General features: G+C 65.3%; 11 protein-coding genes. 9 read left to right on the top strand and 2 right to left on the bottom strand.

Features of this window, described 5'->3' with window-relative positions; genetic code table 11:
• Positions 1 to 23 precede the first annotated feature (23 nt).
• Together SLG_RS13750 and SLG_RS13745 are read right to left on the bottom strand one after the other, a co-directional pair.
• Complete coding sequence (locus tag SLG_RS13750; protein ID WP_014077095.1) at positions 24 to 251, bottom strand: GntR family transcriptional regulator; 228 nt, start codon at positions 249 to 251, stop codon at positions 24 to 26.
• A 60-nt stretch (positions 252 to 311) separates the two neighbouring features.
• Positions 312 to 737, bottom strand: coding sequence for a phytanoyl-CoA dioxygenase family protein (locus SLG_RS13745; RefSeq protein ID WP_014077094.1), 426 nt, complete (start codon positions 735 to 737; stop codon positions 312 to 314).
• A 77-nt stretch (positions 738 to 814) separates the two neighbouring features.
• On the opposite strand from SLG_RS13745, the gene SLG_RS21460 reads away from it, so the two are divergent.
• The 9 genes from SLG_RS21460 to cobA all read left to right on the top strand — a co-directional run bounded on the left by SLG_RS21460 (position 815) and on the right by cobA (position 12,084).
• Positions 815 to 973, top strand: coding sequence for an alkaline phosphatase (locus SLG_RS21460; protein WP_014077093.1), 159 nt, complete (start codon positions 815 to 817; stop codon positions 971 to 973).
• Between the two features lie 110 nt (positions 974 to 1,083).
• Positions 1,084 to 1,665: an ANTAR domain-containing response regulator gene (locus SLG_RS13740; RefSeq protein ID WP_014077092.1), complete on the top strand. Its 582-nt coding sequence runs from the start codon at positions 1,084 to 1,086 to the stop codon at positions 1,663 to 1,665.
• Positions 1,662 to 2,873, top strand: coding sequence for a CmpA/NrtA family ABC transporter substrate-binding protein (locus SLG_RS13735; protein WP_014077091.1), 1,212 nt, complete (start codon positions 1,662 to 1,664; stop codon positions 2,871 to 2,873). Before SLG_RS13740 ends, SLG_RS13735 begins: the two co-directional genes overlap by 4 nt.
• Positions 2,874 to 3,089: 216 nt before the next feature.
• Positions 3,090 to 4,340 carry a nitrate/nitrite transporter gene (locus SLG_RS13730; protein WP_014077090.1) on the top strand — a complete coding sequence of 417 codons (1,251 nt, stop codon included), beginning with the start codon at positions 3,090 to 3,092 and terminating at the stop codon, positions 4,338 to 4,340.
• A 63-nt stretch (positions 4,341 to 4,403) separates the two neighbouring features.
• Positions 4,404 to 5,609 (top strand): alginate export family protein, encoded by a 1,206-nt coding sequence (locus SLG_RS13725; RefSeq protein ID WP_014077089.1) that lies wholly within the window; start codon positions 4,404 to 4,406, stop codon positions 5,607 to 5,609.
• 183 nt (positions 5,610 to 5,792) lie between these two features.
• On the top strand, positions 5,793 to 8,312 hold the full coding sequence (gene nirB, locus SLG_RS13720) for a nitrite reductase large subunit NirB (protein WP_014077088.1): 2,520 nt from the start codon (positions 5,793 to 5,795) through the stop codon (positions 8,310 to 8,312).
• Entirely contained in the window at positions 8,309 to 8,647 is a 339-nt protein-coding gene (gene nirD, locus SLG_RS13715; protein ID WP_014077087.1) for a nitrite reductase small subunit NirD, read from the top strand. The genes nirB and nirD overlap by 4 nt, the downstream gene beginning before the upstream one ends.
• 58 nt (positions 8,648 to 8,705) lie before the next feature.
• Positions 8,706 to 11,297: a nitrate reductase gene (locus tag SLG_RS13710; protein ID WP_014077086.1), complete on the top strand. Its 2,592-nt coding sequence runs from the start codon at positions 8,706 to 8,708 to the stop codon at positions 11,295 to 11,297.
• A complete protein-coding gene (gene cobA / locus SLG_RS13705; protein ID WP_014077085.1) occupies positions 11,290 to 12,084 on the top strand; it encodes a uroporphyrinogen-III C-methyltransferase in 795 nt (264 codons plus the stop codon). The genes SLG_RS13710 and cobA overlap by 8 nt, the downstream gene beginning before the upstream one ends.
• The last annotated feature ends 61 nt before the right edge of the window (positions 12,085 to 12,145 follow it).

Raw genomic sequence — 12,145 nt, 5'->3', positions numbered from 1 at the left:
GCCGGGAGGGGCGGTACCGATCACTACTTTGGCGAAGGTGTGATTTTTGAAATTCCCTTGGCGCGACGCGCGTAATGGGCTCCGTCGAATTGCACCAGCTGCTCGCCCGTCAGACGGAGGAGCGCATCGCGGACCGCCGTGATGCTTGCGCCAAGTTCATTGCCGATGACGGCCGGCTCGACCGGCGCGCCCGGGGCGAGCACGCCATTGCGAAGCTGGCGCTTCGGCGAGCTCCAGATCATGCTGTCCATGCCTGTAGGGCCAGACAAGCGTGGCACCATTTTCCTGGCGATACGGCGTGAACGGCCACATCACATTGACCAGATATCGACTTCGCCGGGCGTTCCCAGCCACATGTCCTGATCCCGGTGCGGGAGTTGCGGAAGCGCCCCCGGATGCGGGGCGATCGCCTGCGTCAGGTTGAGCTGGATGTTCTCGCACCATGGCCCCAGCACGCGTCCGGCAATGCCGAGGACCAGCGGGTTCATGACCAGCGCTGCCGCATGAGACGAACGGGCGAGCAGGCGCCCGAACCGCCGTGTCCGCGCGCCGTAGAAGCCGCCCCGACAAAAGGGCGTGTCTGCGAAGTCCCCGGCAAGATCCTTGTCGAGTGCCGCGATGGCCGCGGGCGACATGGCATCGGGAATGACACAATAGCCCTGATCGAGCAGGCGCGTGGTCCAGGCGTCGATCTCCATGTCGCGATCGGCCGATGGCACCGGGCGGATCATCTGCATCACGCCGCCTCCCGCCTCGGGTCGGCACGCGCTCGTCCGGCGTGACTGCGGCACTGAACACGCGGGAGGGTGGTGTCATGACAGTGAACTACGGCACCGCGGAGGAAGGATCGCAAGGGCACACAGGCGCGCAGCTGCGCATCGCCGCTTATGGCCCGCAGGCCGTCAATGTCAGCGGCCTGCTCGATCAGACCGATCTCCACTACATCGTGCGGGACGCGCTCAAGCTGGATTGAGCGCTCGTCCGGCATGCTGCCCGGTGATCTCTCACGCGGCGTTCGTTTGGCGAGGGTTTGACCTTCCCTGACTTCAGAGCCAAGCATGTTGCGGATGCGAAGGAGATCATGTGCGAATCGTCATCATCGACGACAGCGGTGCGCGGGCCACGGTCCTTGAGGAAGGGCTGCGTGACGCCGGCTATGATGACATTCACGTGGTGCCGCCACGCGGGGCTTTCGTTGCGCGGCTGGAGCGTATGGCACCGGATGTGGTGCTCATCGATCTCGGCAATCCCAGCCGCGATTCCCTGGAAGAGATGCTGATCGTCAGCCGGGCTCTGGCAAAGCCGATCGCGATGTTCGTCGATCAGTCCGATGACAGCATGATCGGCGCGGCCATCGATGCCGGCGTGTCGGCCTATGTCGTGGACGGTCTGCGCAAGGAGCGGGTGAAGCCCATACTGGATCTCGCCATCCGCCGCTTCAATGCCTTCGCGAGGATGCAGGCGGAACGCGACGAGGCGCTCACCCAGCTTGCCGATCGCAAGACGATCGATCGCGCCAAGGCAATCCTGATGCGCACCCGCGACCTGTCCGAGCCGGACGCTTACGCGCTGTTGCGCACCACCGCCATGAATCAGGGCAAGAAGATGGTCGACGTCGCGGCCGCCCTGATTACCGCCAGCGACCTGTTGGGAGGGATGTCGTGACGCCCATTCGCATCGCCTTTCTCGGGCTCACGGATGCCGCGCCGCTGGTGGTCGCGCGCGAAAAGGGCTTTGCTGAGGCCGAAGGGATCGCGCTGGAGCTCTTGCGTGACACAAGCTGGGCGACACTGCGCGACCGGCTCGTCTATGGCCAGGTACAGGCAGCCCATATGCTGGCGCCGCTGGCTGTCGCCGTGACGCTTGGGCTGAGCCAGCAGCCTTGCGCACTCTCCGCCCCCTGCAAGCTCAACGTCAATGGCAACCTGCTGGTGATGAATCCGGATTTCGCGGCGGCTCTGGAACCGGATGCCGCTGTGCGGTTTGGCGATCCGCTCGCGACCGCCCATGATTTTGCGAATGCGATCGGCCTTTACCACCGCAAGCCGATCATCGGTGTTGTCCATCGCTTCTCCAGCCATGCCCTGATCCTGCGCTATTTTCTCGCCAGCGCCGGCGTCGACCCTGATCGGGACGTGGTGCTGAGGGTCTTGCCGCCCTCGCTGATGGTCGAAGCGATGCGTGCGCGGGAAATCGACGGTTTCACGGCAGGCGAGCCATGGGGCAGCAGTGCCATCGAAGCCGGACTTGCCGAAGCGGTCGCCGCCAGCGAGCGCCTCTGGCAACGCGGCGTCGAGAAGGTGCTGGCCCTGCGCACCGACTGGATGGAAGACAATGCCGACACGGTCGACAGGCTGCTCCGCGCACTGGTGGCAGCGGCAGGCTGGTGCGACGATCCCGCCAACCGGGAGGAGCTGGCGCGCCTGCTGTCGCACCCGGCCTATGTCGATCAGCCGTATGACCTCATCGAACGGGCGCTTTCCGGACGCATTGTGGCGCGTCGCGGGGAGCCGCCGGTCGATCTGCCGGATTTCCTGCTCTTCGCGCGTGAAGCGACGCCCTTCCCCTGGCGGAGCCAGGCGCTGTGGATCTATTCCCAGTTCGTGCGGTGGCGCATGGTCGAATCAAGTGCCGACGCGCAGGCGCGCGCGGCAGCGGTGTTCCGCCCCGACATTTATCGCCGTGCCCTGGCCAGCAGCGAGGCGCCGATGCCCGGTGCGAGCATGAAGGTCGAAGGCGCACTGGCCCAACCGCTTGCCATCGGGGCGCCAAAAGGCGCTATCACCTTGGGACCGGACCGTTTTTTCGACGGACGCATGTTCGATCCGGATCGGATCGAGGACTATCTGGAGGGTTTCGAGGTGCCGCGTTGAGGCGCCCGGAATTGTGCCTTGCAACATGAAACGAATCGCGAGATAGTGCGGGGACTACGCGACGAGGCGTGGCCTTTTGGACGGTATGCTCCACAGACGGAGCCCAGACTGTCCTCCCCATTTCGCAGCAAAGCCGCTGACCGGATTTCGCGCCCATGCGCGCAAATCCGTCGAGCGGCTTTTTTCGTTTTCATCGTCCAAAGAGGGGGACGTGACATGGCTACAGTCATTCAGGACATTTCCGGCGCCGTGATGCCGGACGCCGCCGCCGCGAAAAGCAACTTCTGGCGCGTCGGCCACAAACCGACGCTCATTGCTGCGTTCCTTTATTTCGATCTCGCCTTCATGGTGTGGGTCCTGCTGGGGCCGCTCGCGCCGGAAATCACCAGGACGCTTTCCCTGACCCCCGCCGAAAAGGGCCTGATGGTGGCGACGCCCACCTTGATGGGCGCCCTGCTCCGCGTGGCGAACGGTCTGCTGGTCGACCGGATCGGCCCCAAGCTCTCCGGTGCCCTCAATCAGCTGATCGTGATCGCGGGCCTGCTCGCGGCGTGGTTTCTGGGCGTCAACAGCTTTGTCGGCACGCTTGTCCTGGGGATCATTCTCGGGTTCGCCGGGGCCAGCTTCGCCATCGCATTGCCGCTCGCCAGTCGCTGGTATCCGCCGGAGCATCAGGGCAAGGCCATGGGACTGGCCGGCATGGGCAACTCCGGAACCGTCCTTGCCTCGCTGTTCGCGCCGGTCCTGGCCAAGCTCTTCGGCTGGAACGCCGTGCTGGGCCTCGCCTGCATTCCGCTCACGATCGTCCTCGTCATTTACCTCATCCTGGCCAAGGATGCGCCCGATGCGCCCGCGCCGAAGAAATTCGCGGACTATTTCACGCCCCTCAAGACCGCCGATGCCTGGTGGCTGATGGGCTTCTATGCCGTCACCTTCGGCGGCTTCTCGGGGCTTGCCTCTTCATTGACGATCTACTTCACTGACCAGTTCGGCCTGACCACGATCCTGGCCGGCTATTGCACGGCCGCCTGTGTCTTCGCCGGCTCGCTGGTGCGGCCCATGGGCGGCGCTCTGGCGGATCGGATCGGAGGCATCAACAGCCTGATGATGGTGTTCATCGTCGCGGCTCTCGCGCTTGCCGGGGTCAGCATGGCGCCGACATTGGGAGCTGCGCTCACGCTGTTCGTGATTGCGATGCTGGCGCTTGGCACCGGCAATGGCGCGGTCTTCCAGCTCGTTCCCCAGCGCTTTCAGTCCGAGATCGGCATCATGACCGGGCTGGTCGGGATGGCTGGCGGGGTAGGGGGCTTCTATCTCGCGTCGTCGCTGGGTTTCGCGAGGCAGTTCACCGGCAGTTTCGGGTCCGGTTTTCTCATCTTCGCGGGTCTCGCCCTGCTGGCGCTGGTGGGCATTACGCTCGTGAAGGGGCAATGGCGCGCGAACTGGAGCACTGGCGCCCGCATCTGAGCTGAAGTGGCGGAGCCGGCGTCCAGAACACTGTTCGCCGGCTTCCTCATCGGGGGATAGTCCATGAAGTCTTGTCTTTTCGCGGCGGCCGGGCTGGCCGCTGCCGGGCCGGCTTGCGCCCAGACCGTGACGGTCCAGCCCCTCATCGATGCGCGATTGCGCTATGAAGCCGTGGAGCAGGCTGGGCTTCCCGACGAGGCTCATGCCGCGACGATCCGCCTTCGCACCGGGGCACAGGCTGGCATAGGCTCGTGGTCGGCACTTGCAGAGGTGCAAGGGACGCTGGCGCTGGCCGGCAGCTATCATGACGGCCTCCACGGATCGGCCCCGCGTCCGCTCGTCGCTGATCCGGAGAATGTCGCGCTCTATCGGGCGCAGCTTCAGTACCGGGCGGAGGCCCTGACCGTTACTGGGGGGCGACAGCGGATCGCGCTGGATGACGAGCGCTTCATCGGCAACGTGGCGTTCCGCCAGAATGCGCAGAGCTTCGACGCGGTGCGCGCCGAATGGACAGGCTTAGGCGGCTTCAAGCTGGATCTCAGCTATGCGTGGAGTGTTCGCACGATCTGGGGTGTGGACGGCAGGGGCGCACGTCCGCGAAGCATTGATGGCGAGAATATCTTCGTGAACCTCTCCTATGCAACGCCCGTCGGCAAGGTCACCGGATTTGCCTATCTGGTGGATCAGGACGAAGCCGATGTGCAGGGCTATCGTCTCTCCAGCCAGACCTATGGGCTCCGTCTTTCCGGATCTCGGAGCCTCTCCCGGACGGCCAGGCTGAGCTATGGCTTGAGCTATGCGCGCCAGGGCGATTATCGCCGCAATCCCAATAGCTATGCTGCCGATTACTGGCTTGTGGACCTCGCGCTGGATGTGAAGCCGTTCAAGCTGAACGCCGGCTACGAGGTGCTGGGCGCGGACGACGGCATGGCGCTCACCAGCTTCCAGACCCCGTTGGGCACGAATTTCAAATTTCAGGGCTGGGCCGACAAACTGCTGACCACGCCGCCCAATGGCGTGCGTGATCTCTATGTGGGAGCAGGCCATGGCTGGACCGGGGTCGGCGAGATCGATTCGGTCTCGCTGCAGGCCACCTGGCACCGTTTCGAGAGCGATCGCCTCGATCAGCATTATGGCGACGAGATCGATCTTCTGGCCAGCATGAAGGTGAAGCACACCGTCTTTTCGGCGAGATTCGCGCGCTATGAGGCCGATGCGCTCGCGACCGATACCAGCAAGTTCTGGTTGCAGGTCGACTGGATATTTTGACGCTTGCGCCGGGATGCGATCCCGGTCATGCTGCAGTGCGAAGGGCAAGGCTGCCCTGTTCTTATAGCCGCGACGGTCCGAGGATGGACTGCCAAGGCGTGTCATGATGGCAAAGCCGCCATCCAGCTTCCGGCCAAAGCCGGAGCCTGGGTGGCGGCTTTTTTTTGTTTTGGAGCATGGGACATGGACTTCCAGGACTATCAACCCCGCGAAGGGGCCGACGAGCCTGCAGATCGGTTCTCCGGTGATCCACGCGAGCATCTCGTCGTGGTGGGAAACGGCATGGCCGGCTGCCGGGCGATCGAGGAACTGCTGGCGCGAGACGCGGGGCGCTATCGCATCACCATCTTCGGTGCCGAGCAGCATGTGAACTACAACCGGATCATGCTTTCCCCGGTCCTCGCGGGCGAGAAGACGTTCGACGAGATCATCATCAACGGGCATGACTGGTATCGCGACAACGGGATCACGCTCATCACGGACGATCCCGTCGTCTCCATCGATCGCGCGTCCGCAACGGTCACCAGCCGGTCCGGCTGCACGCTGGGCTATGATCGCCTGCTGATCGCGACGGGGTCGGACCCGTTCATCATCCCCGTGCCGGGCAAGGACCTTCCCGGCGTCGTCAGCTTTCGCGACATGAAGGATGTCGGCACCATGCTCGCCGCAGCAGAAAAGGGCGGTGCGGCCGTGGTGATTGGTGGCGGCCTGCTCGGTCTCGAGGCGGCGCATGGCCTTGCGCTGCGCGGCATGAACGTGACGGTGCTGCATCTGCCCGGTAGCCTGATGGAGCGTCAGCTCGACGAGGCTGCGGGCTGGCTGCTCAAGACGGCCCTTGAAGAACGTGGACAGACGATCCTCACGGGCGCCGACACAGCCGAGATTTATGGTGACGGCAAGGTGGAAGGCGTGCGCCTCAAGGACGGGCGGGAAATCCCGGCCAGTCTCGTCGTCATGGCCGTCGGCATTCGTCCTTCGGTCGCCTTGGCGCGCGAGGCGGGGCTGGAGGTCGGGCGCGGTATCAAGGTCGACGACCATATGGTCACGAACGACCCGTCGATCCTGGCCGTGGGAGAGTGCGCCGAACATGACGGCAATGTCTATGGCCTCGTGGCGCCGCTGTGGGACATGTGCCGCAGCTTCGCGGACGGCCTGACCGGCAAGGCGAACCCCTATCGCCGTTCCGCAACCTCGACCAAGCTCAAGGTCGCCGGGCTGGATGTCTTCTCGGCGGGCGACTTTTCGGGCGTCGGCGGTGGTTGCGAGGATATCGTCCTGCGTGATGCCAGTCGGGGCATCTATAAGCGTCTCGTGCTGCAGGACGACCGCATCATCGGCGCGGTCCTGTATGGCGATACCGCTGACGGAAGCTGGTATTTCGATCTTCTGAGGAAAGGCGAATGCGTCGCCGACCTGCGTGACGTTCTGATCTTCGGCCAGGCATTCGCCTCGGGAGGGGGCGCGGCGGACCCTAAGGCTGCCGTTGCAGCGCTCTCGGACGATGCCGAGATTTGCGGCTGCAACGGCGTCTCCAAGGGGCAGGTCCTTTCCTCCATCGCGAGGGGGGCGCACAGTCTCGACGCCGTGCGCGCCACCTGCAAGGCGTCCGCCAGTTGCGGGTCCTGCACCGGCCTGGTTGAAACATTGCTGGCGATCACGCTGGGCGACGATGTTCAGGCCGGCTCCAGGACCATGTGCAAATGCACGACCTTCACGCATGACGATGTCCGTCGCGAGATCGTGGCCCAGGACATGCGATCAATCCCCGAGGCAATGCAGAAGCTCCATTGGTTCACGCCTGATGGTTGCTCGTCCTGCCGTCCGGCGCTCAATTATTATCTGCTGTGCGCATTGCCCGGTGCGTATGTCGACGATCAGCAGAGCCGCTTCGTCAACGAGCGGATGCACGCCAACATCCAGAAGGACGGCACCTATTCCGTCGTGCCGCGCATGTGGGGCGGCCTCACCAATCCGCGCGAGCTGCGCGCCATCGCCGATGTGGTCGAGAAATATGACGCCCCGATGGTCAAGGTGACGGGCGGGCAGCGGCTGGACATATTCGGCATCCGCAAGGAGGATCTGCCCGCGGTTTGGGCTGACCTCAATGCCGCCGGCATGGTTTCGGGCCATGCCTATGGCAAGTCGCTGCGCACGGTGAAGACCTGCGTCGGCAGCGAGTGGTGCCGCTTCGGCACGCAGGATTCGACCGGCCTCGGCGTCAGGATCGAGCGGATGACATGGGGGTCCTGGATGCCCCACAAGTTCAAGATCGCCGTCTCGGGCTGCCCGCGCAACTGCGCGGAAGCGACCATCAAGGACTTTGGCGTGGTCTGCCTGGATTCGGGCTACGAGCTCAGCGTCGGCGGCAATGGCGGCATCAAGGTTCGCGCAACCGATCTGCTTTGCAGGGTGGCGACGGAACAGGAAGCGCTCGATTATTGCGCTGCCTTCATCCAGCTCTACCGCGAGGAAGCCCGGTATCTGGAGCGGACCGCGCCTTGGATCGAACGGGTCGGCATTGATTATGTGAAGCAGCGGATCGTCGAGGATGACATCGGTCGCGAGGCGCTGCGCGCGCGCTTCCTCTTCTCGCAGAGCTTCAGTCAGGACGATCCCTGGGCGCAGCGCGCCGAAGGCGTGGAGCGCGAGCAGCATGCGCACATGGCGCAGTTCAGACCTGCACGGCTGGAGGAAATGGCATGATCGGCGAATGGCTCGACATCGGCTGGGTGAATGAGATTCCGGTGCGCGGCAGCCGCACCGTGCCCGTCGAGGGCGGCGAAGAGATCGCCGTTTTCCACACCAGTGACGGCAGGATCTTCGCGCTGGTCAATCGCTGCCCGCACAAGCAGGGACCGCTCAGCCAGGGCATCGTCCATGGCCACAGCGTCACCTGCCCCCTGCACAATTGGAACATCGCCCTCGCCACCGGGGAAGCGCAAGGCGAGGACAAGGGCTGCACGCCGGTCATCCCGGTCAAGATCGATGGCGGGCGGGTGCTGATCTGCCGGGCAAGCACGTTGAAGGCGGCGGCGTGAGCGAAAACCACCGCAAGCCCCACTCCATCCAAGCCCTATTCCGGAAGGGGAGGGACTAGTGGCTGTCCGAACAACCTGCGCTTATTGCGGTGTCGGCTGCGGCATCCTCGCGCGTGTGACCGGCGAGCGGAAGGTCGAGATCAAGGGCGATCCCGATCATCCCGCCAATGCCGGCCGCCTCTGCTCCAAGGGCACGCATCTGGGCGAGACGGTCGGCCTTGAGGGGCGGCTGCTCCACCCCATGATCGGCAACCGCCGCGCAAGCTGGGACAAGGCGCTCAACCTGGTGGCGAAGCGCTTTCGCGACACCATAGCCCGCCACGGGCCGGACAGCGTCGCCTTCTACGTCTCCGGCCAGTTGCTGACCGAGGATTATTATGTCGCCAACAAGCTGATGAAGGGCTTCATCGGCTCGGCCAATATCGACACCAACTCGCGCCTCTGCATGTCGAGCGCCGTGGCCGGTCATCAGCGGGCGTTCGGGGAGGATGTCGTCCCGGCCAGCTATGACGATCTCGACGCGGCCGATCTCATCGTGCTCGTGGGTTCCAATACGGCCTGGTGCCACCCGGTGGTTTATCAGCGCATCATGGCTGCCCGTGCCGCACGGGGCACGAAGCTCGTCGTCATCGATCCTCGCCGCACCGAGACCTGCGAGGAGGCCGACCTGCACTTGCCGCTGCGCCCCGGCACCGACGTGGCGCTGATGAACGGCCTGCTCGCCCACATGCGGCGCGAGGGGCTGGTCGACGAGGCCTATCTTTCAGCGCGTGTCAACGTGCCGGACGGGTTCTGGAGCGCTCTCGAAACGGATAATGACCTGTGGAGCGTGGCACGCCTATGCGATCTCGCCCCCACCGACCTGCAGTGCTTTTACGAGCTCTTCGCCGCCACGCCGCGCACGGTCACGCTGTTCAGCCAGGGGATCAACCAGTCGATCCGCGGCACCGACCAGGTGAACGCGATCATCAACGTCCATCTTGCGACCGGCCGGATCGGCAAGACCGGCGCCGCGCCGTTCTCGATTACCGGGCAGCCCAATGCGATGGGGGGGCGGGAAGTCGGCGGACTGGCTTCGACATTGGCGGCGCATCGCAACTTTTCCGATGAGGACATCGCCGATGTCGGCCGCTTCTGGGCAGCGGAACGCATGGCGACGAGGCCGGGCCTCAAGGCAGTGGACCTGTTCCGCGCCATGGGCGAGGGCCGGATCAAGGCGGTGTGGATCATGGCCACCAATCCAGCGGTGTCGCTGCCCGATGTTGGTCGTGTCCGCGAGGCTCTGGCTGAATGTCCTTTCCTCGTCGTCTCCGATGTGATGGCCGATACCGATACGGGCCGGTTCGCGCATGTTCGGCTCCCCGCCGCCGCCTGGGGCGAGAAGGACGGCACGGTCACCAATTCCGAACGCCTGATCAGCCGTCAACGTGCGCTGATGCCGCTGCCGGGAGAGGCGAGGCCGGACTGGTGGATCATCAAGGAAGTCGCGCGCCGCATGGGCTGGCGCACGGCCTTCGGCTATGATCACCCCGCGGAGATCTGGCGCGAGCATGCCCGTCTGACCGCTTATCGCAACGATGGCGCGCGGGCGCTTGACCTGCGGGGCAAGGCCGCGATCGGAAACGAAGCCTATGATGCTCTGGCACCGTTTCAGTGGGGCGGGCGGCCCTTCTCGAACGGACGCTTTCCCACGCCGGACGGCAAGGCGCGGCTGGTGTCCGTGACGCAGCGCGACGCGGAGGCAAGCCTCGCGGACTGGCCGATGACGCTCAACACCGGGCGCTATCGGGACCATTGGCACACGATGACGCGCACGGGGCTCAGCCCCAGGCTGGCGCGGCATCGCGAGGAGCCGCTGGTCGAGATCCATCCGGATGATGCGGCTTCGTTCGGCCTGGCCGATCGCGCGCTGGCGCGGGTTTCGACGCCGCAGGGCGAGAGCGTGTTTCGGGTTGCCCATCAACCGGGGCAGCGGCGTGGCGAGTTGTTCGTGCCGATCCACTGGACGGACCGGCAATCGACCGGCGGCCGCGCCGGTCTGTTGTCGCGGCCCATCGTCGATCCGCACAGTGGCCAGCCCGGCTTCAAGATGACGCCCGCGCGTATCGCGTCGGTCGCTGTCGACTGGCATGGCTTCCTGATCGTGCATGGCGAAGTGCCGCTGCCCGACTGTCTGTGGGCGACGCGGATCACGGTGCCGGGCGGCACGCTCTGCGAGATCGCGGGGCTGGGCGATCCGCTCACGCTCGATCATGCCTTGCCGCGCGGCGAGCGGGTCGAGGCGAGCGATCCTGCCCGGGGCACGCGCCGTGTCGCCATCCTGCATGAGGGGCGCCTCGTCGCCGCGCTGTTCGTGACGCGTAGCGGCGAATTGCCTTCGCGGGACTGGCTGATCGGCCAGCTCCAGCAGCCGCAGGGGCCGCAGGTGCTCGCCGGTCGCGCGCCCGGCGGGCAGGTGGAGAGAGGCGCGATCGTCTGCGCGTGCTTCGATGTCGGGATGCGCACCATCGTCGCGGCGATCCGCGATGAAGGGCTGGCCGATATCGCATCCATCGGGGTGGCGCTGGGGGCCGGTACCAATTGTGGCTCATGCCGGCCCACGATCGCTCGCCTCATTGCCGATGAACGGAAGGAAGCTGCCAATGGTTGAGGAATTTCCCGCCGGGATGGTCTGGCTGGTCGGAGCGGGGCCGGGCGATCCAGACCTGCTCTGCCGCAAGGCGGAACGCCTGCTGGCCCAGGCTGACATCGTTTTCCACGATGCGCTCGTCGGCAGATCGATCCTTGCCATGGCGCCTCAGGCCGAAATGGTGAATGTCGGCAAGCGCGCCGGGCGGCATTCCAAGGATCAGCGCACGATCGACAGGCTGATCGTCGAAGCGGCGCTGGCCGGCCGCCATGTCCTGCGCCTGAAGGGCGGGGATCCTTCGATCTTCGGTCGCTCGACAGAGGAACTCGCTGCCTGCGCCGAGCATGGCGTGCCGGTGCGTATCTGTCCCGGCATCACGGCGGCCAGTGCCGCGGCGGCGCAGGGGCTCGCGTCGCTCACGCTGCGCGGCATGGCGAGACAACTGACCTTTCTCACCGCCCATGCACGACGGGGCGAGACAATCGAGCACGACTGGGAAGCGCTTGGCCGTATCAACGGCACGCTCGCCATCTACATGGGCCGCGCGGCCGCAGCGGACATCGCGCGGAATCTCATCGCAGCCGGCCGCGACCCGGCCACGCCCGTGCTCATTGCCGTCAATGTCTCGCTGCCGGACGAACGGCTGCTACGTGGCCGCCTTGATGCCCTGGCCTTCCTCGTCCGGGCAATTGGCCAGGACGATCCGACGCTTCTGCTGATCGGCGAAGCCGTCCACTGCGGGCTGGCTGCAGGTTCCGTTGAAGGGATTGTGAAAGAGGCGGCCGGCCATGCAGCGATAAGCGGCTAGCAGGGCAACCGATTCAGCGTCGGGCTCGGGGGGCTGGAGCTTCGTTCGGTGCATCGATGGT

The sequence above is a fragment of the Sphingobium sp. SYK-6 genome (assembly GCF_000283515.1).
GTDB lineage: Bacteria > Pseudomonadota > Alphaproteobacteria > Sphingomonadales > Sphingomonadaceae > Sphingobium > Sphingobium lignivorans.
This window is presented reverse-complemented; position numbering and strand designations above follow the sequence as displayed.